Source organism: Pseudooceanicola marinus (assembly GCF_020177265.1).
GTDB lineage: Bacteria > Pseudomonadota > Alphaproteobacteria > Rhodobacterales > Rhodobacteraceae > Pseudooceanicola > Pseudooceanicola marinus_A.
Map to the genome: position 1 here is coordinate 797,802 of NZ_JAIVMC010000001.1, position 23,020 is coordinate 820,821.

At 67.4% G+C, this 23,020-nt stretch carries 25 protein-coding genes; 11 read left to right on the forward strand and 14 right to left on the reverse strand.

Translation table 11 applies throughout. The features are described from left to right. The first annotated feature begins 121 nt into the window (after nucleotides 1–121). Nucleotides 122–439: a hypothetical protein gene (locus LC066_RS03655; protein WP_224896579.1), complete on the forward strand. Its 318-nt coding sequence runs from the start codon at nucleotides 122–124 to the stop codon at nucleotides 437–439. A 94-nt stretch (nucleotides 440–533) separates the two neighbouring features. After that, the gene (locus LC066_RS03660; RefSeq protein WP_224896580.1) at nucleotides 534–1,541 is read left to right on the forward strand and encodes a hypothetical protein; all 1,008 of its coding nucleotides are present in this window, start codon (nucleotides 534–536) and stop codon (nucleotides 1,539–1,541) included. A 114-nt stretch (nucleotides 1,542–1,655) separates the two neighbouring features. Here the strand turns inward: LC066_RS03660 and LC066_RS03665 are convergent, their stop codons facing one another. Further along, nucleotides 1,656–2,435: a heme-dependent oxidative N-demethylase family protein gene (locus LC066_RS03665; protein ID WP_224896581.1), complete on the reverse strand. Its 780-nt coding sequence runs from the start codon at nucleotides 2,433–2,435 to the stop codon at nucleotides 1,656–1,658. Nucleotides 2,436–2,680: 245 nt separating this feature from the next. On the opposite strand from LC066_RS03665, the gene LC066_RS03670 reads away from it, so the two are divergent. Then, nucleotides 2,681–3,154: a GNAT family N-acetyltransferase gene (locus LC066_RS03670; protein ID WP_224896582.1), complete on the forward strand. Its 474-nt coding sequence runs from the start codon at nucleotides 2,681–2,683 to the stop codon at nucleotides 3,152–3,154. Between the two features lie 83 nt (nucleotides 3,155–3,237). Here the strand turns inward: LC066_RS03670 and LC066_RS03675 are convergent, their stop codons facing one another. Together LC066_RS03675 and LC066_RS03680 are read right to left on the reverse strand one after the other, a co-directional pair. Beyond that, on the reverse strand, nucleotides 3,238–3,843 hold the full coding sequence (locus LC066_RS03675; protein WP_222474735.1) for a biotin transporter BioY: 606 nt from the start codon (nucleotides 3,841–3,843) through the stop codon (nucleotides 3,238–3,240). 189 nt (nucleotides 3,844–4,032) lie between these two features. Further along, a complete protein-coding gene (locus tag LC066_RS03680; protein WP_224896583.1) occupies nucleotides 4,033–4,455 on the reverse strand; it encodes a DUF6314 family protein in 423 nt (140 codons plus the stop codon). Between the two features lie 153 nt (nucleotides 4,456–4,608). Between LC066_RS03680 and purB the strand changes: the two genes are divergently transcribed. The 5 genes from purB (at nucleotide 4,609) to LC066_RS03705 (ending at nucleotide 9,978) form a co-directional block, all read left to right on the forward strand. Continuing rightward, nucleotides 4,609–5,916 carry an adenylosuccinate lyase gene (gene purB, locus LC066_RS03685; protein WP_224896584.1) on the forward strand — a complete coding sequence of 436 codons (1,308 nt, stop codon included), beginning with the start codon at nucleotides 4,609–4,611 and terminating at the stop codon, nucleotides 5,914–5,916. Between the two features lie 232 nt (nucleotides 5,917–6,148). Further along, complete coding sequence (locus LC066_RS03690; RefSeq protein ID WP_224896585.1) at nucleotides 6,149–6,304, forward strand: chitin-binding domain-containing protein; 156 nt, start codon at nucleotides 6,149–6,151, stop codon at nucleotides 6,302–6,304. Nucleotides 6,305–6,382: 78 nt separating this feature from the next. After that, complete coding sequence (locus tag LC066_RS03695; RefSeq protein WP_222474739.1) at nucleotides 6,383–7,441, forward strand: flagellar motor switch protein FliG; 1,059 nt, start codon at nucleotides 6,383–6,385, stop codon at nucleotides 7,439–7,441. Nucleotides 7,442–8,047: 606 nt separating this feature from the next. Next, entirely contained in the window at nucleotides 8,048–8,992 is a 945-nt protein-coding gene (locus LC066_RS03700) for a DMT family transporter (protein ID WP_224896586.1), read from the forward strand. Nucleotides 8,993–9,042: 50 nt separating this feature from the next. Then, the gene (locus tag LC066_RS03705) at nucleotides 9,043–9,978 is read left to right on the forward strand and encodes a lysophospholipid acyltransferase family protein (RefSeq protein ID WP_224896587.1); all 936 of its coding nucleotides are present in this window, start codon (nucleotides 9,043–9,045) and stop codon (nucleotides 9,976–9,978) included. 89 nt (nucleotides 9,979–10,067) lie between these two features. Here the strand turns inward: LC066_RS03705 and LC066_RS03710 are convergent, their stop codons facing one another. Further along, nucleotides 10,068–10,802 carry a DUF1223 domain-containing protein gene (locus LC066_RS03710; protein WP_224896588.1) on the reverse strand — a complete coding sequence of 245 codons (735 nt, stop codon included), beginning with the start codon at nucleotides 10,800–10,802 and terminating at the stop codon, nucleotides 10,068–10,070. Nucleotides 10,803–11,142: 340 nt separating this feature from the next. Between LC066_RS03710 and acnA the strand changes: the two genes are divergently transcribed. The 3 genes from acnA to LC066_RS03725 all read left to right on the forward strand — a co-directional run bounded on the left by acnA (nucleotide 11,143) and on the right by LC066_RS03725 (nucleotide 15,501). Next, the gene (gene acnA / locus LC066_RS03715) at nucleotides 11,143–13,887 is read left to right on the forward strand and encodes an aconitate hydratase AcnA (RefSeq protein ID WP_224896589.1); all 2,745 of its coding nucleotides are present in this window, start codon (nucleotides 11,143–11,145) and stop codon (nucleotides 13,885–13,887) included. Between the two features lie 147 nt (nucleotides 13,888–14,034). Next, nucleotides 14,035–14,769 carry an SDR family NAD(P)-dependent oxidoreductase gene (locus tag LC066_RS03720; RefSeq protein ID WP_224896590.1) on the forward strand — a complete coding sequence of 245 codons (735 nt, stop codon included), beginning with the start codon at nucleotides 14,035–14,037 and terminating at the stop codon, nucleotides 14,767–14,769. Between the two features lie 33 nt (nucleotides 14,770–14,802). Continuing rightward, on the forward strand, nucleotides 14,803–15,501 hold the full coding sequence (locus LC066_RS03725; protein ID WP_224896591.1) for a DUF4396 domain-containing protein: 699 nt from the start codon (nucleotides 14,803–14,805) through the stop codon (nucleotides 15,499–15,501). Between the two features lie 125 nt (nucleotides 15,502–15,626). Here the strand turns inward: LC066_RS03725 and LC066_RS03730 are convergent, their stop codons facing one another. The 10 genes from LC066_RS03730 to yajC form a co-directional block, all read right to left on the reverse strand. Next, nucleotides 15,627–16,163, reverse strand: coding sequence for a DsbE family thiol:disulfide interchange protein (locus tag LC066_RS03730; protein WP_224896592.1), 537 nt, complete (start codon nucleotides 16,161–16,163; stop codon nucleotides 15,627–15,629). Between the two features lie 36 nt (nucleotides 16,164–16,199). After that, nucleotides 16,200–16,355 (reverse strand): heme exporter protein CcmD, encoded by a 156-nt coding sequence (gene ccmD, locus LC066_RS03735; protein ID WP_412103226.1) that lies wholly within the window; start codon nucleotides 16,353–16,355, stop codon nucleotides 16,200–16,202. 5 nt (nucleotides 16,356–16,360) lie between these two features. After that, on the reverse strand, nucleotides 16,361–17,110 hold the full coding sequence (locus tag LC066_RS03740) for a heme ABC transporter permease (RefSeq protein ID WP_222474747.1): 750 nt from the start codon (nucleotides 17,108–17,110) through the stop codon (nucleotides 16,361–16,363). Between the two features lie 58 nt (nucleotides 17,111–17,168). Further along, entirely contained in the window at nucleotides 17,169–17,825 is a 657-nt protein-coding gene (gene ccmB / locus LC066_RS03745) for a heme exporter protein CcmB (RefSeq protein ID WP_222474748.1), read from the reverse strand. Next, a complete protein-coding gene (gene ccmA, locus LC066_RS03750; protein ID WP_224896593.1) occupies nucleotides 17,822–18,445 on the reverse strand; it encodes a heme ABC exporter ATP-binding protein CcmA in 624 nt (207 codons plus the stop codon). Before ccmA ends, ccmB begins: the two co-directional genes overlap by 4 nt. Nucleotides 18,446–18,793: 348 nt before the next feature. After that, on the reverse strand, nucleotides 18,794–19,147 hold the full coding sequence (locus tag LC066_RS03755; protein ID WP_222474750.1) for an Mth938-like domain-containing protein: 354 nt from the start codon (nucleotides 19,145–19,147) through the stop codon (nucleotides 18,794–18,796). 38 nt (nucleotides 19,148–19,185) lie between these two features. Further along, a complete protein-coding gene (locus LC066_RS03760; protein ID WP_224896594.1) occupies nucleotides 19,186–19,965 on the reverse strand; it encodes a TSUP family transporter in 780 nt (259 codons plus the stop codon). Then, the gene (gene secF / locus LC066_RS03765; RefSeq protein ID WP_222474752.1) at nucleotides 19,962–20,933 is read right to left on the reverse strand and encodes a protein translocase subunit SecF; all 972 of its coding nucleotides are present in this window, start codon (nucleotides 20,931–20,933) and stop codon (nucleotides 19,962–19,964) included. The genes LC066_RS03760 and secF overlap by 4 nt, the downstream gene beginning before the upstream one ends. A gap of 2 nt (nucleotides 20,934–20,935) precedes the next feature. Continuing rightward, nucleotides 20,936–22,582: a protein translocase subunit SecD gene (gene secD, locus LC066_RS03770; protein ID WP_224896595.1), complete on the reverse strand. Its 1,647-nt coding sequence runs from the start codon at nucleotides 22,580–22,582 to the stop codon at nucleotides 20,936–20,938. A gap of 92 nt (nucleotides 22,583–22,674) precedes the next feature. Next, a complete protein-coding gene (gene yajC / locus LC066_RS03775) occupies nucleotides 22,675–22,968 on the reverse strand; it encodes a preprotein translocase subunit YajC (protein WP_085887073.1) in 294 nt (97 codons plus the stop codon). Nucleotides 22,969–23,020 lie beyond the last annotated feature (52 nt).

Sequence of the window (23,020 nt, forward strand, 5' to 3'; positions counted from 1 at the left end):
GAGGCCCCAGGGGCACGCGCCGCGGCGCCGGGACGGGCATGCGGGGCATCGTGACGCGCACCACCCGCCCGCCTCGAACCTATCCATTGGGATAGGCCGATCCTACCAAAGGACCCTTGGGATGAGCCTGCGCGTCATTGACGCCAAACTCGCCGCGGCGGGCCCTAATCACGGCAAAAGGGTTAATTCTACCGCCACATTCCCGCCATATTGCGGCACGAAGCGGGATCGAAAGCGCGCCTTTGCCGCAGTTTCGTCCGCATTTTACACGCGAGGCGTGTATCCGATTCTGTCTGCTATCCTGACCCTGAAGCGCATCAATGGCCCAAGTCGCTGTATACAGGGCCAACCGGCCCAATTGCGGCGCGAAGACGGCAACACCGCCACACCCATGCCGCACTGTGGCGCGAACCGGGCCGATCGCCACGAAAATTCCTAACCAACTGTGAATTTCTCGCCTTTCCGTCCAACTTCCTCCCGATTCGGCCGCCAAAGTGCAAACAATCGAGAGCAAACCACGGAAAGACAGTTCCATGTCTCATACCGCCCAATGCCACCAAGCCGGCCTGATCTTCACCGACGACAGTGACGTGACGGTCGAACATCTGCTGGACCCGGTGAAATTCGTCCTCAGCGCCTTCGGGCAGCAGGGTGATGTCGTGCAGGTCGATTTCGACCAGGCCGCCATCGCCTCGCAATCGGTGCTGGTCGAGCTTCAGATCTTCGACGCGCCCGAAGCGGATCCCGATACCCTGCGCGTGCTGTCCTCCGGTCCGCGCACCCACCTCAGCGACGCCTCGCGTCAGGCTCTGGAAAGCCCGACGTTCTGGATCCACGTCTCTGTCTGCGACACCTCCTACGATGACGACCGCCATCCCGAGGCCTCCAAGGCCCTGCTGGCCGAGCTCGTGCATCGTCTGATCGCCGAGACCGGCGCGCCCTTCGTGCAGTGGCTGGACCGCGAGACCGTGCTGACCTCCGCCCGCTTCCAGTCGGCCTTCACGCCGATCTCGATGCGCGACACCGATGTCAGCCCGCTGCAGCACCCGATGCATCCCAGCCGCGCCGGCGGCACGGCCAGCGCCATGGCCTCGACCCCGGTGCGGCCGACCCTGGCGGCATCGGTCTTCCCCGAGATCCAGTCGGAAACCGGGCACCTGGACGAACGCTTCGACGCGCTCCGCGAAGAGCTGAAGGCGCGGCGCCAGAACACCTGGGTCGGCACCGACCCCGCCGGCGTCACCAGCCGCTCCATGTCCTCCGAGGACGAGCTGCGCGAGGTCTTCCGCGCCGACCTGGAACTGGACGAGGAAGACGATCCCAAGCGCCTGGAACACAAGGTCGCCACCTATACGGTTAATGCCGCTGTGGCGCTGGTGAACCCGCCCGTCGCCGGGGCCCTGCTGGCCTACAACTTGATCAAGGGCGAAGATTTCCGCATCTCGACCCATGCCATGACCCTCTCGGCCGTCTTCGCCGTCGTGGGCACCGGCGCGACACAGGCGATGGCTGAAACCCTGGCCTGGCTGCCCCTGATCTGAGGCAGCCGGTGGCCCCCGATGGGGCCGCTCTCGATTTCCCTTCTCCGCCCCCTCGGACACCGCCTGCCTCGGCAGGCGGTTTTTTCTTGTTCGGCGCTCAGTGGAGCCCGGCGGTCAGGCGCGGATCATGAAGGTATGGATGCCGAAGGCCACCGCGCGGCTCTCGGGCAGGCGCCACAGGCTCTGGCGCTCGCTGCGGATATAGGCGCCGTCCTCGGGGTGGCGCTGCGCGGGCGGCGCGCTTTCCGACACCGGCGCAAAAAGCGTGGGCGCCGCGTAGCGCAGGTGGTTGGCCCGCCACAGCGGGCGCCCGGGCTGGATCCCGTCAAAGAGGCGCTGCACGCGCCGCGCCAGCATCTCGTCATAGACCGGCACCGGCACATGGATGCGCAGCAGGGGCTGAAGAAATTTCTCGGACAGGGTCCAGCTGGCGGGAAAGCACAGCACGGCGCCGGTCAGCACGTGTTCCTCGCCGCGTTTCTCCATCAGGCAGAAGTCCTGCTGCACCAGCCGCCCGATCAGGGCCAGTAGCGCCTCGGGCGCGGGATCCGTGCCCGGTGCCAGTGAAACGCGAGCACCATCAGGACGGGTGACATGGCTGTCCCCGACCTCGTAATCGGGCCGCGCGCGCAGCGCCTCCAGCACCTCGGCCAGAAGCTCCTCGGCCGCAGGGCGGGCGGCGAGGTCGCAGGCCAGCACCTTGTCGGGAAAGGTCGTCAGGAGGGCCTCGCGCTCGGCCATCTGGGCGCCGAAGGCCTCATCCACCAGGATCCAGTCGGCGGGATCCATGGGGGCCGCGCCAGGTAGGCGCGTGGGCACCTCGAAGGGCAGGCTGGATTGCAGGATCTCCCATGTCGTCAGGTTGCCCTGTCGCTCCCTGATCTCACCGCTCATCCCTGACACTCCACTCGTTGGTCATCTGGCGCCGAGGCTATGCGCTCCACCATCGACAGACCAGACGTGCAGGGCGAAAGGCACCGGTGACGCAGCGCCGCGATGCGGGACTGCCATTGCCGACGGCGGGGAGAGGCCCGACAGCATCACGCGCTTCTGATCGCCCTCTCGGTCCCGTGGCTTGACCGGCGCGCGCCCGGCGCAAAAGGTCTGCGCCATATCGCCCCCGAACCGGACCCTGCCCCATGGCCCCACAGATCACCTTCGCCCGCCTGCCCGAGGTCCCTCTGGCCGAGATCACGGCGCAGATGAACGATCCTCGCGTCGGGGTTCACATGCCGCTTCTGCAAGGGACATGGGACGAAGCGACCACGCGCCGCTTCGTCGCAGCGAAGGAAGCCTGCTGGGCCCGCGACGGTTTGGGACATTGGGCCTTTCTGGGCGACGGTCAGTACCTTGGTTGGGGCGGGTTCCAGAAGGAGGGCACGGAATGGGATTTCGGGCTGGTCCTGACACCGGAGCATTTCGGCTCCGGGCTGCGGATCGCCCATCAGGCGCTGGCCTTTGCCCGGGCCGATCCGCGCATTCCCTTCGTCACCTTCCTGCTGCCGCCCAGCCGGCGGAGCCTCGGCGCGCTGGCCCGACTGGGCGCGCGCGAGCTGGGACCGGTCCGCTATGACGGCGAGACCTTCCTGAAATACCGCCTCGACACCGCCTGAGCACACCGGCTGTTTGCCCGAGGCGCCCAAGCAAAAGGGGCGCCCCGCAGGACGCCCCCCATGATCTTGCGATCTGGTCCGGATCAGCCGCGGGCGCGGCCCACCAGTTTCCAGGCCAGCGGCAGCACCAGGGCGGCCAGCGCCAGCTTCAGCGCGTCGCCGAAGATGAAGGGCGTCAGGCCCCAGGCGACGATCGGCTGGTCCCAGCCGTAGAGCGCGCCCAGCCAGGCCAGGCCGGGGATGTAGAGCACGACATTGCCGATCAGCATTGCCAGAGCCATCCACAGGACCGACCGGTCCCAGCCGCGGCGCGCCAGCACGCCCAGCACGACGGTGGCCATCACGTAGCCCAGCAGGTAGCCGCCGGTGGAGCCCATCATGTAGCTGACGCCGTTCAGGTCGGCGGTCGAGCTTTGGAATACGTCGAAGCCCAGCATGCCGATCAGCATGTAGCCCATGATCGTCACCAGGCCGAGGCGTGCGCCATAGGCCGCGCCGAGGCCCAGCACGGCAAAGGTGCCCATGCCGATGGCGACGGGGGAGCCAGGCACCGGCACCTGGATCTTGGCCATGATCGTCAGCAGGGCGATGCCCATGACGACCAGAACGGCCTGTTTCAGACGCAGCGCGGTGCCTTCGGTCGGGCCGAAGGTTTCGCTCAGCACCTGTTCATTCATAGCGTGGGACATGGGTTCGTCCTCTCCATTGCCTCCAGTGTCATCACTTCACTGATGCCCGAAGCCGCAGCGCAGCGCAAGTTTTGAGCAGCATCGGAGCGGCTGCAAATTGCAAAGCCGTCCGGGCAAGCCCGCACGGAACTGCAAAGTCTGCAAAGTTTGCATGGCCTGGAACAGCGCCCGCCCTGCCCCCAGGATCTTTCAGCCGCGCTGATGCAGGCTCTCCATCCGGTAGTCCTTGCGCGGACCGCGCACCTCCCAGGTGCAGCGCCAGCGGGGCCAGTCGGCGAAATCGTAAACCACGTCGTAGACATCCGGCGGACAATCGTGATGCGCCTCTGCCGCGGCGCCGGAAGGATCGAAGTCATGGAAATAGCGGCCATCCTCGAAGAGGACCGTGATCCGCGCGCCCAGCCCCTGCCAGAGGTAGCGCCGCGTCGCGCTCAACGCCGGCCCGTCGCCCAGGCGCAGCTGGCCGGTCTCCTCCCAGATCAGCCCCCCCGCGGGATCGGGGCGCAGGTCCGCCCGGCCGTCGAACCGACCGGTGGTGCCCGCCCGCCGGTCGGTGATGATCCGCGAGATCCGCCAGCCCCCCGCGAAGGCATCGATGTTCCGCACGGTCATGGCCCGCTCCTTCTGCTGCCCCGCCCTCTCTATCCCGACCACCAACCCGAGAAAAGAAGCGCCGCACGCCCGCATGACCCCACGGCGCTTGTCCCGACGCCCGGCCTCGCTTATGAGGCCCCCAAACCTTGCCTGGCCAGAAGGATGCTGCCGATGATCCCCCGTTATGCCCGCAAAGAGATGACCGACATCTGGGAGCCCGCCACCAAGTTCAAGATCTGGTACGAGATCGAGGCCCATGCCTGCGACGCCCAGGCCGATCTGGGCGTCATCCCGCGCGAGAATGCCGACGCCGTGTGGAAGGCCAAGGACGTGGAATTCGACGTGGCCCGCATCGACGAGATCGAGGCCGTCACCAAGCATGACGTCATCGCCTTCCTGACCCACCTGGCCGAGCACGTCGGCTCCGAAGAGGCGCGTTTCGTCCACCAGGGCATGACCTCCTCCGACGTGCTGGACACCTGCCTGAACGTGCAGCTGGTGCGCGCCGCCGACCTGCTGCTGGCCGACATGGACAAGGTGCTGGCCGCACTGAAGAAACGCGCGATGGAGCACAAGATGACCGTGCGCGTCGGCCGCTCCCACGGGATCCACGCAGAGCCGACCACCATGGGCCTGACCTTCGCCCGTTTCTACGCCGAGATGGACCGCAACAAGGCCCGCCTGCAGGCCGCCCGCGAAGAAGTCGCCACCGGCGCCATCTCCGGCGCGGTCGGCACCTTCGCCAACATCGACCCGGCGGTAGAGGAGCACGTCTGCGCCAAGCTGGGCCTGAAGCCGGAGCCGATCTCCACCCAGGTGATCCCGCGTGACCGCCACGCCATGTTCTTCGCGACCCTGGGCGTCATCGCCAGCTCGATCGAGAACGTCGCGATCGAGATCCGCCACATGCAGCGCACCGAGGTTCTGGAAGGCGCCGAGTTCTTCTCGATGGGCCAGAAGGGTTCCTCGGCGATGCCGCACAAGAAGAACCCGGTGCTGACCGAGAACCTGACGGGCCTCGCCCGCCTCGTCCGCATGACCGTCATTCCGGCGATGGAGAACGTGGCGCTGTGGCACGAGCGGGACATCTCGCATTCCTCAGTCGAACGCGGCATCGGCCCCGACGCCACCGTGACCCTGGACTTCGCGCTGAACCGTCTGGCGGGCGTCGTCGACAAGATGATCATCTATCCCGAGAACATGCTGGCGAACATGAACAAGTTCCCCGGCCTGGTGATGTCACAGCGCGTCCTGCTGGCCCTGACGCAGGCCGGCGTGTCGCGCGAAGACGCCTATTCCATGGTGCAGCGCAACGCGCTGAAGGTCTGGGAAGAACGTCTGGACTTCCGCGAGCTGCTGCTGGCCGACGAGGAGGTCGTGGCGGCTTTGGGCGTCGACGGCATCAACGAGAAGTTCGACATGGATTACCACACCAAGCACGTCGACACGATCTTCCGCCGGGTCTTCGGCGAGAGCTGATCGCCACGACAGGGTGTGATTTGCAGCGGCGCCTCCTCGGGGGCGCCGTTTGCATTTGCGGGACCGACAAAAGGGGGCGCTGCCCCCCGCCCCGCCTGCGGCGCGGCGCCTCCCGGGAGTATTTTCAGCCATCCTATGGGAGCAGGGACGGCGCAGGCAGCGCCGGAGCGCCCGGGATTTCCGGATTCGGCACAGCTGTGTTACGTTGGGGGCATTAGACGGAGGATTTGCCATGAAGACCCTGCTCGTCACCACCCTTCTCACCTTCACCATCGCAGCGCCCCTGCAGGCCGCCTGCAGCTGGCATGAACAGCAGGCCAGCACCTGCGGCGAGGGCCTGAAGTGGAACGCCGAAAGTCAAAGCTGCGAGAAGATCGTCACCGGCTGAGGCGAGGCTTCGCCGCGATTTCAGCCTTTCTTCATGCTTCCCTGATTAGGTGCGACCCGCACGCTGAATGAGGGGATCATGGGCGATCTGGCACCGCTGGCGCAGTTTGCGCCCTCTCCGGCCTCGCCGGGGCAGATGACTCGCAAACAGAAGGCCGCGGTGATCATCCGGCTGCTGCTCAGCCATGGGCTCGACGTGCCGCTGAAGGAACTGCCGGACGAGGTGCAGGCGGAGCTGACCCTGCTTCTGGGCAGCATGCGCCACATCGACCGAAGCACGCTGTCCGGCGTGGTCGACGAGTTCGTCGAGGAGCTGGAGGCCCTGGGCCTGACCTTCCCCCGCGGCGTCGCCGGGGCGCTGTCGGTGCTGGACGGCAAGATTTCCCCCCATACGGCGGCGCGGCTGCGCAAGGAGGCCGGGGTGCGCCAGACCGGCGATCCCTGGGACCGCGTGCGCGCCCTGGACCTGAAGAAGCTGCAACCGATCGCGGAGGGCGAGTCGATCGAGATCGCCGCCGTGATGCTCTCGAAGCTCGATACCGGCAAGGCGGCGGAACTGCTGTCGAAACTGCCCGGGCCAAGGGCCCGGCGCATCGCCTATGCGATCTCACTGACGTCGGGCATCTCGCCCGAGGCGCTGGACCGGATCGGCCTGTCGCTGGCCAGCCAGCTGGACGCCCAGCCCGACAGCGTCTTCGACAAGGATCCCGTCGAACGGGTGGGCGCGATCCTCAACTTCTCGACCGCCGCCACCCGCGACGACGTGCTGGAAGGTCTCGACGAGACCGACAGCGACTTTGCCGAGCGGGTGCGCAAGGCGATCTTCACCTTCACCAACATTCCCGCCCGCGTGGCCCCGCGCGACATCCCCAAGGTGGTGCGCCAGGTGGATCCCGGCATGCTGGTCACGGCGCTCGCCGCCTGCAACGGCGCGGAGGAAACGGCCACGGCGGACTACGTGCTGGGCAACATGTCAGCCCGCCTGGCCGACAGCCTGCGCGAAGAGGTGAACGACCGCGGCAAGGTGAAAGCGAAGGACGCGGAAGAGGCGATGAACTCCGTGGTGTCGGCCATCCGCGAACTTGAAGCGGCCGGCGAGTTGTTGCTGCTGGCGGGAGACGAGGACGAAGAGGGCTGAGCGCAGGGGGGCTGCCCTCGACAGGGCGCGCGCCGTTCCGCCCATGCCAGACCATCGACGCCAGATCGCCATCGCCCCTGCAACTCTTGGCCGGGCGCAACGTCGTCGCAAGCTGTCCTCTCTTTGCCTAGGTGCGATGACCCCACCTGCGGCCCTCCTGGACAGGAGGCCGGGACCATCACCTTCGACCACACCATGCCTTCTATTTGCCGCAAGTCTCCCGGCGACTGAGCCACGTCCCGTCAGTCTCCTAGGAATAAACTCTGCGATGGAGAGGGAGGAGGGCTGGAGTTGAGCCGGCACGGCTCAAGAGAGGGCAGAAGCCCGGCTTTGCTGCTTACACCCTCGAAATGTCGGTCTCATAGGTTCGACGCCGGGCCGCTTGCATCGCAGAAGCAGGGGGCACCACAAACGCCGGCAAAGCCGGGCCCATGCCTTCGCCCTCCGACCGCATGCCGCGCGATGTCTTCCCCTGTCGTCTCGGTCGTTTCACACCAGCCTACAGGGTCCCCCACTTCCGTTCTACGCTGGCCCCGCAGCCGCCGCGCTCTGGACACGCCTGCACGCGGCCCCTACCGTCCGCCGGACCCGCGACCCGAGGCCCCCATGTCCAATGATCCCACCCACACCGGCCGCGCCATCCTGCTGATGCTGATGGCGATCTTCTGCTTCACCTCGATGGATGCCTGCGCCAAGGCCATCGCGGCCGAAAGCAACACGGTCATGGCGCTCTGGGCGCGCTACACCGGCCAGGTCGTGCTGGTGCTGGCCATCGTCGCGCCGCGATTGCGGCAGGTTGCGCGCACCCAGTTCCCGAAACTGCAGATCTTCCGCTCGGTCTGTCAGCTGACGGCAACCTCGGCCTTCTTCCTGGGGCTGAACCACCTCGGTCTGGCGGAAAGCACGGCGATCATGGACGTGAACCCTGTGCTCATCACCCTGGGCGCGGCGCTGTTCCTCGGCGAACGGCTGGGCCCGCGCCGCCTGGCGGCCATCGGCGCGGCCCTGGTGGGGGCCATGATCATCATCCGGCCCGGAAGCGCCGTCTTCTCGCCCGCGGCCCTCTTCCCGCTGACCGCCGCCCTGGCCTATGCCGGCTTCGCCCTGGCCACCCGCCACATCGGCCACCGCGAGGATCCCTGGACCTCGCTGCTCTACTCCGCCCTGCTGGGCTCGCTGGTGCTATCGATGCTGCTGCCGGCCTACTGGGATCTGCCCTCGCTGAAGGTCGCCCTGCTGATGCTGGCGCTGGCCGGGCTGGGCACCTCGGCGCAGCTGCTGCTGATCCGCTCGCTGTCGCTGGGCGAGGCGGCGATGCTGGCGCCTTTCTCCTACGCCGGGCTGATCTCGGCCACCTTCTGGGGGATCGTCGTCTTCGGCGAATACCCCGACCGGGCGACGGTGATCGGTGCGCTTGTGATCGTCAGCGCCGGGGTCTATGTCTGGCACCGCGAAACCCGCGCCGCCCGCGCGCCGGCGCTGGCAGAGGTGAAGGTGGCCCCGGCGCCGGAGACCCCGGTCCCGCCCGACAGCGCGGATCCCCGGGACTAGGCGCGGCGACCGTCCCGACCCGAGACAGAGCCCGAGAGACCGCCCGCCCCATGGCCAAGCCCGTCGTCACCGACCCCGCCCAGTTGCCCCCCGCACAGCGCCTCGGCCAATACCTGGTCAACCTCGGCCTCGGCGGCATGGTGCGCCTTGGCTTGGCGCTGCCCTATCGGGTCCGGGTGCCCCTGGTCGGCTGGCTGGTGTCGCGCCTTGTGGCGCCGCTGGCGGGCTACAACCGCCGCATCCGTGACAACCTGGCGCTGGTGCGCCCGGACCTGTCGCCGGAGGAGGTGCGGCGCATGGAACGGGCCGTCACCGACAACGCCGGCCGCACCCTGATCGAGATCTACTCGGGCCCCGAGTTCAAGGCGCGCCTGGCCGATGCCACTCTCGACGGGCCGGGCCTGGCCGCGCTGGACGCCGCGCGCGCCGCCGGGCGGCCCGTCATCCTGGTCTCCGGTCACTTCGGCAACTATGACGCCTTCCGCGCCAAGATCGCCGCGCGCTATGGTGATGTCGGCGCCCTGTACAGGCCGCTGAACAACCTCTTCTTCAACCGCCACTACGTGCGGGCGATGGAATCCATCGCCACGCCACTGTTCCCCCGCGGGCGCCGCGGGCTGGCAGAGATGGTGAAATACCTGCGCGGCGGCCATATCGTGGCGCTGCTGTCGGACCAGTATTTCGGCCAGGGCGCCGACCTTACCTTCTTTGGCCGCCCGGCGAAGACCGCCACCTCGGCCACCGAGATGGCGCTGAAATACGACGCCGAGATCCTGCCGATCTACGGCATCCGCCAGCCTGACGGGCTGTCCTTCCACATCCGGGTGGAGGCGCCCCTGCCCCACAGCGATCCGGAAACCATGTCCCAGGCGCTGAACGACTCGCTGGAAGAGATGACGCGGGCGCATCCCGAGCAATGGTTCTGGGTGCATCGGCGCTGGAAACAGAAAACGCCGAAACAGCCCAAGACCCGTAGCGACGGCTGAGCGACCGGCGCCCCACCACGTTCGCGGACATGCAAAAGGCGCCTGCCGGTCGGCACGCGCCTTTTTCGTCAGCAAGCAACGGGATCGGATCAGGGCAGACGGGCAGCCGCCTCGATCGGGCCCATGCCGGCGCGCTGCACCAGCACGGCACCGGGGCGGTCCTGGACGGGATCGAAGGCCAGTTTCAGCGGGGCGCGCCCGTCCCAGTCGGCCACCGGGCGCCAGAAGGTCACCACGTTCACGTAGTCGATCCGCGCGCCGGCATTCTCGCCGCGCAGAATCTCCACCTGCTTGTGCGGCAGGTAGTGGACCAGGGTGACCTGCATCGGGCCTGCGGCCAGGCCTTCGGTCGGCAGGACCTCCAGGCGGTAACCGCCCCCGGCGGCCTTGCCCACCTCGACCCGCACCGATTTCGGACGCAGTCGCGCCCGGGCGATCTCGTCGGCCACCTCGACCTCATGGGCGCCCTTCACGAAGCCCTGGCCGTCGATGACCATCTGCGGGGTATAGACCATGCGCGAGCCCTGGGCGCGGGCGTAGGCCTTCTGGCGGCGGGTGAACATCGGGTCGGCCAGGCCGTCCTTCCAGCCCAGGTAGTCCCAGTAATCGACATGCAGCGACAGCGGCAGGACCTGGGGATGATGAACCATCTCCTGCAGCATGCGGTCCGCCGGCGGGCAGGAGGAACAGCCCTGCGAGGTGAACAGCTCGACCACGACCGGAGATGTTTCGGCGGGCGCATCCTGCCCGGGCGTTCCGCTGGCCGTCTGCGCCCAGGCCGGCCCTGCGGCCAGCATGCCACCGACGGACAGAAGCCCTGCCACCATCGCGTCCCTGCGGCTTGCGACCATCCTTCACACTCTCGTCTGCAAAAATCCCGTTGCAAGATACCTAGCCAAGACGACCCTCAACTGCCAATCAAGGTTTTGCGAGAGCCCGAAAGACAGGCGCAATCTGTGACCCTTTGGTCAGGGCAAATGCAGCCCCGCCCCCCGCCGCACCCTGCTTGAGACCCCTCTGGGCCAGCGGTGAACCGCCCGATCCGCCAATTTGTGTGCAAAGGTATACTAAAAATGCCGATGCCCCCTTGATCGCTCCCCCCCGATGGGGCAGAAGCTGAACACAGCACGAACCCCTCATTCTCATTGGAAGGGAGCCATCTCCATGCCCATCGTAGTCGGACAGGACACCGCCAAGACGCGCAAGACGCTGACGGTCGGTGACAAGAGCATTGCCTATTACTCGATCCCCGCGGCGGAAGCTGCCGGGCTCGGCGAGTTTTCGAAACTGCCCGCCGCCCTCAAGGTGGTGCTGGAGAACATGCTGCGCTTCGAAGACGGCAAGACCGTCTCCGTCGACGACATCAAGGCCTTCGCGGAATGGGGCGCCAAGGGCGGCAAGAACCCCCGCGAGATCGCCTATCGCCCGGCCCGCGTCCTGATGCAGGACTTCACCGGCGTTCCGGCGGTGGTCGACCTGGCCGCCATGCGTGACGGCATCAAGGCGCTTGGCGGCGACGCCAAGAAGATCAACCCGCTGGTCCCCGTCGACCTGGTCATCGACCACTCGGTCATGATCGACGAATTCGGCAACCCGCGCGCCTTCCAGATGAACGTGGACCGCGAGTACGAACGGAACATGGAACGCTACCAGTTCCTGAAGTGGGGCCAGACCGCGTTTGAAAACTTCCGCGTCGTTCCCCCAGGCACCGGCATCTGCCACCAGGTGAACCTGGAATACCTCGCCCAGACCGTCTGGACCGACAAGGACCAGGACGGCACCGAGGTCGCCTACCCCGACACGCTGGTCGGCACCGACAGCCACACCACCATGGTCAACGGCGCCGCCGTCCTGGGCTGGGGCGTGGGCGGCATCGAGGCCGAGGCCGCGATGCTGGGTCAGCCGATCTCCATGCTGATCCCCGAGGTCGTCGGCTTCAAGCTGACCGGCGCGATGGTCGAAGGCACCACCGGCACCGACCTGGTGCTGAAGGTCGTCGAAATGCTGCGCAAGCACGGCGTGGTCGGCAAGTTCGTCGAATTCTACGGCCCGGGCCTGGACAACCTGCCCCTGGCACAGCGCGCCACCATCGCCAACATGGCGCCCGAATACGGCGCCACCTGCGGCTTCTTCCCGATCGACGCGGAAACTCTGCGCTACCTGGAACAGACCGGCCGCGACAAGGATCGCATCGCCCTGGTCGAAGCCTACGCCAAGGAGAACGGCTTCTGGCGCGGTGAGGACTACGACCCCGTCTACACCTCCACGCTGGAGCTGGACATGGGCGACATCGTCCCCGCCATCTCGGGCCCGAAACGTCCGCAGGACTACCTGGCGCTGAACACCGCCGCCCCGGCCTTCGCCAAGACCGTGGCCGAAATGCGCGGCATCGACATCTCCGCCGAAGCGCAGGAAATGGCCGACGAAGGCCCCGCCCCCGTGCTGGCCAAATCGCCGCTGAAGTCCGCATCGGTCGACGGCGAAGACTACGAGCTGAAGGACGGCTCGGTCGTGATCGCCTCGATCACGTCGTGCACCAACACCTCGAACCCCTACGTGCTGATCGGCGCGGGCCTGGTGGCCAAGAAGGCGCATGAGATGGGCCTGAACCGCAAGCCCTGGGTGAAGACCTCTCTGGCCCCCGGCTCGCAGGTCGTGACCGAGTACCTGGATGCCGCCGGCCTGACCGAGCACCTGGACGCCGTGGGCTTCAACCTGGTGGGCTACGGCTGCACCACCTGCATCGGCAACTCCGGCCCGCTGCAGCCCGAGATCTCCAAGGCGATCAACGACAACGACCTGATCGCCACCTCGGTCCTGTCGGGCAACCGCAACTTCGAGGGCCGGATCTCGCCGGACGTGCGTGCCAACTATCTGGCCTCGCCGCCGCTGGTCGTCGCTTATGCCCTGGCCGGTGACATGAACATCGACCTGGCCAACGACCCGATCGCCCAGACCCCGGACGGCAAGGATGTCTACCTGAAGGACATCTGGCCGACCGACGCCGAGATCGCCGAACTGGTCGAGAAGGTTGTCACCCGCGAGGCGTTCCAGTCCAAGTATGCCGACGTCTTCAAGGGCGACGAGAAGTGGCAGGCCGTGGAAGTGTCCGGTGGCGAAACCTACGACTGGCCGGCCTCCTCGACCTACATCCAGAACCCGCCCTACTTCCAGGGCATGGGCGCGGAGCCGGGCTCGGTCAACGACATCACCGGCGCCAAGGTTCTGGCGATCCTGGGCGACATGATCACCACCGACCACATCTCGCCCGCCGGCTCCTTCAAGGACACCACCCCGGCCGGCAAGTACCTGATCGAACGTCAGGTGCCCGTGCGGGAGTTCAACTCCTACGGCTCGCGTCGTGGTAACCACGAGGTCATGATGCGCGGCACCTTCGCCAACATCCGCATCAAGAACGAGATGCTGGACGGTGTCGAAGGCGGCTACACCCTGAGCCCCACGGGCGAACAGACCTCGATCTACGACGCCTCGATGGAATACCAGGAGGCAGGCATCCCGCTGGTCGTCTTCGGTGGCGAACAGTACGGTGCGGGCTCCTCGCGCGACTGGGCGGCCAAGGGCACCAACCTGCTGGGCGTCAAGGCCGTGATCGCCGAGAGCTTCGAGCGGATCCACCGCTCGAACCTGGTCGGCATGGGCGTGATCCCCTTCGAGTTCACCGGCGGCGACACCCGCAAGACCCTGGGTCTGAAGGGCGACGAAACCGTGGACATCGAGGGCCTGGGCGACGTGAAGCCGCTGCAGGAGGTCCCCGCGACCATCACCATGGGCGATGGCTCCAAGAAGGAGATCACCCTGAAGTGCCGCATCGATACCGCGATCGAAAAGGAATACATCGAGCACGGCGGCGTTCTGCACTACGTGCTGCGCGATCTGGCCAAGTCCTGATCCCCGCTGCGATGGATTGACGGAAAGGGCGCCTTCGGGCGCCCTTTTCTTTTGGCCCCGGGCGCCGGTGCCGCGCGCCTGCTCCGAAGTATCACCTGCGACCAGAGGGGGCTTGCCTCTCGGTGGCGACCGGCGTTCTCTGGCCGCATGACACAGCCCGTCTCCTCAACCGACCGACCCGTTGCCCTCGTCACCGGCGGCGCGCGCGGCATCGGCGCGGCAATCACCCGCGACCTGGCGCGCGACCACCGCGTTGTCTTCACCTATCGTGGCGCCGCAGCCGAGGCGCAGGCCCTTGCCGCCGAGCTGCCTGGCAGCCTGGCCCTGGCCCTGGCCGCGGATTTCGCCGATCCCGCAGCGCCCGAGGCGCTGATCCAGGAGGTGATGGCGGCCATCGGGCGTCTGGATGTTCTGGTGAATGCGGCCGGCACGGTGGAGGAAGAGGACGCGCTCACCTTCGACATGGCCTCCGCCGAGCGTCAGATGCGGATCAACGCGCTGGCGCCCGCCACGCTGATCTCCGCCGCGGGCGGGCTGATGCGCGAGGGCGGCACGGTGGTGAACGTGACCAGCATCAACGCCACCTTCCCGCCCGCCGGCGCGGTGACCTATGCCGCCTCCAAGGCCGCGCTGGAGAACTACACCCGTGGCTTTGCCAAGGCGTTCGGGCCCAGGGGCATTCGCGTCAACGCCGTGGCGCCGGGGGCGGTGGAACGCACCCATGCGCCGCGTCCCGAGGCCCTGCAACAGGCCTTCCTGAACGAGACCGCCCTGGGCACCCTGGCTACGCCCGAGGACATCGCCCAGGCCGTGCGCTACCTGATCGCGGCGCCCGGCGTGACCGGGGTCATCCTGCCGGTGTCGCGCGGGTTCAGACTCTGAGGAACCGATGCCGACTGCATCCGTTGGCCCCATATGACCCTGACAGAACTCTCTCCCTGGCTTCTGGGCGCCTGGGCGGTGGTGATGCTGCCCTCGCTGGCCCTCGTCCTCCATGACCTGCGCCGCCACAACAGCCACCTGATGCCGCTGATGCAGGTGGTCTGGGCACTGACGGTCTTCTACTCCGGCCCCCTGGGTCTGCTGATCTACTGGCGCACCGGGCGCAAGAGCATCCCCGATGACGGCGACTGGCGCCGCGCCTTCCGCTCCGTCGCGCATTGCTACTCGGGCTGCGGCATGGGCGAGATCATCGGCCTGACCCTGGCCGTCGGCCTGCTGGCGCTCGGGAATGCCTGGACGGCGGCAATCACCTTCACCTTTGCCTATCTCTTCGGCTTCGCCCTGACTGTCGGGCCGGAAATCCAGGGCGGCACAGCCCCGCGTACTGCCGTCATGGATGCGCTGAAGGCCGAGACGCCCTCGATCGTGGTGATGGAGCTGGTGGCGATCAGCGTCGACCTGCTGCTGGCCGGGGACGCGGGCATGGGCGATGCGCTCTTCTGGCTGTCTCTGGTTGTCTCGCTGACCTGCGGCTTGCTGGCCGCCTGGCCGGTGAACTACTGGCTGATCCGCCGTGGCGTGAAGGAAGGCATGATGGACCCGCGCATGACCGACCACCACGGGCATGGTCATGACGAGCATGCGCAACACGGACAGGCCGCGCAGGGCTGACAGGTCCGCGCGCCCGGCCCGGGTGACCGCTGCCGGTAAACGGAAAACGCGCCGGGCTTGGACAGCACCGGCGCGCGTTTCTCAGTCTCAAACTCGCCGCTGGGACCCGGCAGTGGGCGGAGAGATTACTCCCCCCGCGCCTCGGCAATGGCCGGTCGGATGGTGCTTTCCAGAACCCGCTCGGTGATCGGCCCGGCAAAGCGGGTGATGATCACCCCGTCGCCGTCGATCACGTAGGTTTCCGGCACGCCGTAGAGGCCCCAGTTCAGGCCCATGCGCCCCTGGGCGTCGGCACCGACGGCGGTATAGGGATCGCCCAGTTCGGCCAGGAAGCCGCGCGCCGCGTCGGGTTTGTCCTTGTAGTTCACGCCGTAGATCGAGATCCCCTCCAGCCCCAGGGCCAACAGGTTGGGATGTTCCACCCGGCAGGGCGCGCACCAACTGGCCCAGAAATTCACCAGCTTCACCTCGCCGTCGCGCAGCGTGGCATCATCGAAGGGCGTCAGCCCCTCCAGCTCTGTCACCTGCACCGCCGGGGCCGGCGCACCCGCCAGCGCCGTCGGCAGCTGATCCGGGTCCTCGCGCTGCATGCCGATGTAAAAGAGCGCAGCCAGGCCAGCAAAGACCAGCGGCGGCAATATCATCAGGGGTTTGATCTTCATCCCAAGTCCTTTCCGGCGCGTCCTGCGCCCGCGCCGTTATTGCGGCCGCTTGCGCCGTGCCTCGACCGTCTCCAGCTCGGCCCGCACCTTCCGCGCGCGCCAGATCGACCAGACCGCCAGCACCACCAGAAGCAGCAGCGACACCGCGTAGGCCGACAGCACCGTATCGGCGTATTTCCCAAGTTCCGGCATCATCCTCAGCCCCTCCTTTCACGCGCCATCAGCGCCCGCATCCGCCGCGCGCGGATCTCCGTCTGGGTGCGCAGCAGCACCAGCGCCACGAAGAACAGCACGAAGCCCGCCATCGAAATGAACAGCGGCACCGCAAAGACATTGCTGACCCGCTCCTCGGTGTCGCCCGCCAGGGCGCCCGCACGCATCACGCTGGCGCCCTGATGCAGGCCCTGGTTCCAGAAATGCACCGCGTAGCGGCTGAGCACCGCAAAGACGGATCCGACGATGCACAGGATCGAGGTCAGGTCCGCCGCCGTGTCGTCATCCTCCACCGCGGCCCAGAGCGCGATGTAGCCCAGGTAGAAGAGGAAGAGGATCAGGAAGCTGGTCAGCCGCGGGTCCCAGACCCACCAGGTGCCCCACATCGGCTGGCCCCAGATGGCGCCGGTGGCCAGGGCGATGATCGTCATCACCGCCCCGATGGGCGCCGCGGCACGGGCCGCCAGGGCGCTGACGTGGTGGCGCCGGATCAGCCAGATCAGCGAGGCCAGCAGCATCATGAACCAGGCATTGATCGCCATCAGCGCGGCGGGCACATGCAGGTAGATGATCTTCACCGTCGATCCCTGGCGATAGTCATCGGGGGTGAAGAAGAACCCCCAGACCAGCCCCACCACCATGCAGACCACGGTCAACCCGGTCACCCAGGGCAAAAGCGCCTGGGAGGTCTCGATGAACTTCTTCGGATTGGCATATTCCCAGATCGATTTCATGGCTTTCGCCTATCCCCTTTCGCCCGTTCGGGACAGTAAACTTAAAGACAGCCCGCCATCAACGCAGGTTCACCCGCAGGACCGCCGCGCTGGCAAAGGGCAGCAGCGCCAGCGTGGCGCAGGTGATCCCGGCCAGCAGCAGCAGTGGCACCTCGACCGACAGCCCCCCGGCCCCGCGCCGGGCCACCTCGGCCCCGAAGATCAGCGTCGGCACGTAGAGCGGCAGCACGATCAGCGACATCAGCAGCCCGCCCCGTTTCAGCCCCACGGTCAGCGCCGCGCCGAAGGTGCCCAGCACCGACAGCGCGGGTGTGCCCAGCAGAAGCGACAGGAACAGCCACAGGTAGCCTGGGCCGGGCAGGCTCAGCATCAGCCCCAGCAGGGGGGCGGCCACCACCAGCGGCAGCCCGGTGGTGATCCAGTGCGCCAGGGCCTTGACCGTGACGATCCCCTCCATCGGCAGGGGCGCCGTGGCCAGCAGATCCAGACTGCCGTCCTCGCGGTCCAGCGCGAAGATCCGGTCCAGCGACAGCAGGCAGGCCAGCAGCGCGCCGACCCACAGGATACCGGGCGCGATCCGCGCCAAGAGCGCACTCTCGGGGCCGACGCCGAAGGCCACCAGCGCCACCAGGATCAGGAAGAAGGCGAGGCCGAGGCCAAAGCCGCCCCCGGCGCGCACCGCCAGTTTCAGGTCCCGGGTCAGCAGCGCGATCACAGGAAGGCCTCGTCGAAATCATCAAGCTGCGCGGCGGGCAGCGCGGCCTTCAGCGGGCCGACGTCCAGCACCTCTGCCTCGGGCAGGCCCAGCTCGATATGGGTGGCGATGACCGCCATGCCGCCGCGTGCCAGGTGACCGCGCACGGCCTCGGCGAACAAGGCGACCGATGCCGTATCCAACGACACCGTGGGTTCGTCCAGCAGCCACAGGGGCCGCCCCGTCACCATCAGCCGCGCCAGGCCCAGCCGGCGCTTCTGCCCGGCGGACAGCGTGCCCGCCAGCCGGTCGCGCAGCCCTTCCAGGTCGAAGGCGGCCAGCGCCGGGCCGATCTCGCGCAGCCCATGGACCGCAGCCCAGAAGGCCAGGTTCTCGGTCACCGTCATCTGCGCCTTCAACCCGTCTGCATGGCCGCCATAGGCCACGGCCTCGCGATCAAACGACATCTCGCCGGCCAGCGGCGGCTGCAATCCCGCGAGCGCCCGCAGCAGCGTCGTCTTGCCCGATCCGTTCGGTCCGCGCAGGATCAGCGCGCGCCCCGGCGCCAGGGTGAAACTCACCCCTGCCAGCAACGGCACGCCCCCACGGGCGACAGCCAGATCGGTCACTTTCATCTCCATGGGAAATCCATAACCCGTTCACGCGAAGGGCAAAAGAACCGATCCGCGCCGCCCCGTCCTTGACATGGGTCAGGTGAGTGCTGCGGCGACGCCCTGGGCGAGCGAATTTCAAACCATCGAATGAGAGGAAGCGGCAGCGTCAGCTTACCCCACTTTGGCAACAGGCCCCCCGCCAGCCGCGTTCAACAGGCACGCCCGCGCCCCTCCCCCGAAGGCCCTCAAACTCTCTATTTGTTGGCAAAAGATATCCCGGGGGGAATTGAGCCGAAAGCGAAAGGGGGGCAGCGCCCCCTCTTTCCTTCCATTTGTCGCCCTCCAGCGACGGAGGGGGCAAAGCCCCTTCCCCGCTCAGACCGACAGAAGCGCCGCGGCAACCCGGCGGCCTTCGGACAGCAGGATGTTGAAGCTGCGGCAGGCCGAGGGCGAGGCCATGGGTTCGATGCCCACGCCCACCTCGTCCAGCGCCTCGCGCAGGGTCGCGGGCACCGGGGCCATAGTGTCGCCCGTGCCCAGCAGGATCACGTCCACATGGCCCGCCAGCGCCTCCAGCGTGGCGGCGTCCTCCAGCCCGCCCCAGGGACGGGTGGAATTGGCCAGGACCAGCACCGGCGCGTCGACCACCTCGCCGCCAACGCGGAAGAAGCCGGGTCCGTAGCCGTCGATGGGCCGGGCATCGTCATAGGAAATTTCGACAAGATCCATGGGGTTCTCTCCGTCAATGATCGGTCTCTGGGGTCAGCTCAGCGGTGAAAGATCGGCAGGCCGGAGACGATCGCCAGGGCGATCACCCCATAGGCCAGCCAGCGGTAGGCGCGTTCACGTTCGGGCGCGAAAAGGCGCTGGCCCACCAGGATGCCGACAGCATAGGGGATCGCCAGCAGAAGGGCCAGCCACAGCGCGGCGCCGGTCACCCGGCCCTGCCACAGCAGGCCCAGGATGATCCCGATATCCAGCAACGCCAGGAAGAGGATCGTGTTGGCCCGCACGACCGCCGCACCCGAAGGTCCGGCGAGGTAGAACAGGATCACCGGCGGCCCGCTGAGGCCCGTGGTGCCACCCAGCACCCCGGCGGCGGCGCCCACGCCCGCCAGTCCCGGCCAGCGCACCCGCCCGCTGTAGCGCCAGCCAGAGACCAGCGCCAGCAGTGTCACCGCCGCCGCCCCGCTGACGCACCAGCGCAGCATCTCGCCCGAAAGCCAACCCAGAAGCCACAGGCCGAGCGGCGCACAGGCGATGGCGGCCACGGCCAGAACGGCCACCTGCCCCCGGTCCGCCTCGCGCGCCGCGCGCGGCACGATCACCGGCCAGGTCAGCATCCCCATGCACAGGACCACGACGATCGCCGTGGGCACGGGCAGGAAGATCCCTGCCACCGGCATGATGATCAGGGCCGAGCCGAAACCCGCGAACCCGCGCACCACCCCCGCCGCCAGACAGGTGGCCAGCAGAACGAAAAGGCCGGGGCTTGCGAAAGCCCCGGCCAATCCCTGCGTCACCGTCTCTGCGGCCGCGCCGATCATGCGTCGATATTGGCGAACTTGGTCCCCGCGCCGCCGCCCGAGTTCTTCGACCAGTCGCGTTTCACGCCCAGCCACAGCACCACGTTCTTGGCCACGTAGACCGAGGAATAGGTGCCGATGACCACGCCCCAGGTGATGGCGAAGACGAAGCTGCGGATCACGTCGCCGCCCAGCACCAGCAGCGCAATCAGCGCCAGAAGCGTGGTGCCCGAGGTCATGATCGTCCGGCTAAGCGTCTCGTTGACCGAGATGTTCATCACGTCGATCAGCGGCTTCTGCTTGAACTTCCGAAGGTTCTCCCGCAGCCGGTCGAAAATCACCACCGTGTCGTTGATCGAATAGCCGATGATCGTCAGCAGTGCCGCGATCGTGGCCAGGTCGAAGCGGATCTGCAGCAGGCTGAACACGCCGATGGTCAGGATCACGTCGTGGAACAGCGCAAAGACCGCTCCCAGCGAGAACTGCCATTCAAAGCGCAGCCAGATGTAGAAGAGGATCGCCGCCAGCGCCGCCGAAACGGCCAGGACGGCCGTCCGGATCAGCTCGCCCGACACCTTCGGCCCGACGCTTTCGACGCTGGTGAAGCGGATCGAGGGATCCACCTCCTGCAGCGCGGCCTCCACCGTGGCCACCGTGTCGGCGGCGACGGCTTCCTGGTCGTCCTGCGCCTGGATGCGCACCATGGCCACGTGTTTGTCCTCCCCGAAGGAGGGGTCGAACACCTCGGAGATCACCACGTCGCCCAGCCCCAGCGGGTCCAGCGCGTCGCGATAGGCGCCCACGTCGACCGAGCTCGTGCTTTCGGTGCGCAGCGTGGTGCCACCGCGGAAGTCGATGCCGAAGTTCAGCCCGACCACCAGCCACAGGATCACCGAGGCGACCATGGCCACCGCCGAGATCCCGAAGGTCAGGTAGCGGTACTTGAAGAAGTCGATGTGGGTGTCCTGGGGAACAAGTCTCAGCCGCATGATCAGATCTCCAGCGTCTTGGGCCGCGCCCGTTCGAACCACATGACCACGATCAGCCGCGTGATGTAGATGGCCGTGAAGACCGAGGTGAGGATGCCGATCCCCAGCGTCACCGAGAAGCCGCGCACGGGGCCCGAGCCCAGCACGAAGAGGATCACGGCCACGATGAAGGTGGTGATGTTGGCGTCGATGATCGCCGACAGCGCCCGGTCATAGCCCAGCTCGATCGCCCGCGCCGGGCCCTTGGCCGTCTTCAGTTCCTCACGGATCCGCTCGAAGACCAGCACGTTGGCGTCCACCGCCATGCCGATGGTCAGCACGATCCCGGCGATGCCCGGCAGGGTCAGCGTGGCGCCGATCATCGACAGCAGGCCGAAGATCAGCCCGACGTTCAGGATCAGCGCGATATTGGCGAAGAGACCGAAGAGCCCGTAGCTGGCGAACATGAAGACCAGCACGGCGATGCCCGCCACGATACAGGCGATCTTGCCCGCCTGGATGCTGTCGGCGCCCAGTTCCGGGCCGATCGTCCGCTCTTCGAGGAAGTCGAGGCCAGCTGGCAGCGCGCCTGCGCGCAGCAGGACGGCCAGCTGGGTGCTTTCCTCGACGCTGAAGTTGCCGGTGATGATGCCCGAGCCGCCGGCGATATGCGCCTGGATGACCGGGGCCGAGATGACCTCGTTGTCCAGGACGATGGCGAAGGGGTTTCCGATGTTCTCGGCGGTGTAGTCACCGAACTTGCGTGCGCCCGAGGGGTTGAACCGGAAGGACACGGCGGGCCGCCCATTCTGATCGAAGCTGGGCTGCGCATCCACCAGTTCCTCGCCCGAGACGACGGGCGCGGTTTCCAGCACGTAGAAGAGGCCGTCATCATCCAGTGACGGCAGCACCTCCTGCCCCGCGGAGGGGCGGGTGTCGCCGTTGGTGGTGGAGGTGACGACGGGCTGGAAGGTCAGCTGCGCGGTGGTGCCGATGATCTCCTTCAGCTCGGCCGCGGAACCGATGCCGGGCACCTGGATCAGGATCCGGTCGCTGCCCTGGCGCTGGATGGTGGGCTCACGGGTGCCGACCTCGTCGATCCGGCGGCGGATGATCTCAAGGCTCTGGCGCACCGTACGGTCGTCCGTCGCCAGGCGCTCGGCCTCCGACAGCTGCACGGTGATCGTGTCGCCCTCGCCCGACGAGACCACGATGTCGCTGGCGCCCGCGCCGGTCAGCGAGGTCACGGGCTGCGACAGGCCGCGCACCAGTTCAACCGCGCGGTCGAGACCGGCCGGATCGCCGATGCGCACCACCAGGGTGCCGTCGTCGGAGGGTTGCAGGCGGATCGTGCCGACCTCGTCGCGGTGATCGCGCAGCAGGTTGCGGACCTCGGGCCACAGCCCTTCCATCCGCGTCTGGTAGACCTCTTCCACCCGCACTTCGGCCAGCAGATGCGCCCCGCCCCGCAGGTCGAGGCCAAGGTTCACCAGTCCGGACGGCAGGAAGGAGGGCCAGCCGCTGACGCCGGTGTCATCGCCCGCCTGGGCGGCCACCTCGTCGTTGTAGGCCTCGACCCGGGAATAGAAGGTATTGGGAAGGGCCAGCAGCAGACCGAGGGCGACAAGCCCCCAGATCAGGACCCGTTTCCACGTTTCGATTTGCAGCATGTCGGCCCTTTCCTGAAGGCGTGTGCCGGCGCCGGGCCCGGATCACGCGACGGGGCGCGCCTGGCGCACCCCGACCGCCCGGACCCCGGGCCTTACTTCGCCTCTGCGGCGGGCTCGGTCTTGGAGACCACGTTCGCGAGGGTGGATTTCACCACGCGGACCTTCACGCCCTCGGCGATCTCGACCTCGACCTCGCCGTCGTCCTTGACCTTGGAGACCTTGCCCATGATGCCCCCCTGGGTGATCACCTGGTCGCCCCGGCGCACGCCATCGACCATGGCACGATGTTCCTTCATCTTCTTCTGCTGCGGACGGATCAGCAGGAAATACATGATCGCGAAGATCAGGATCAGCGGCAGGAACTGCGCGATAGCGTTGCCTTCCATGGGGCTCCCCTCTTTTGGCCACCCGCGAGACTGCCCCGCGGAATTTGGCCGG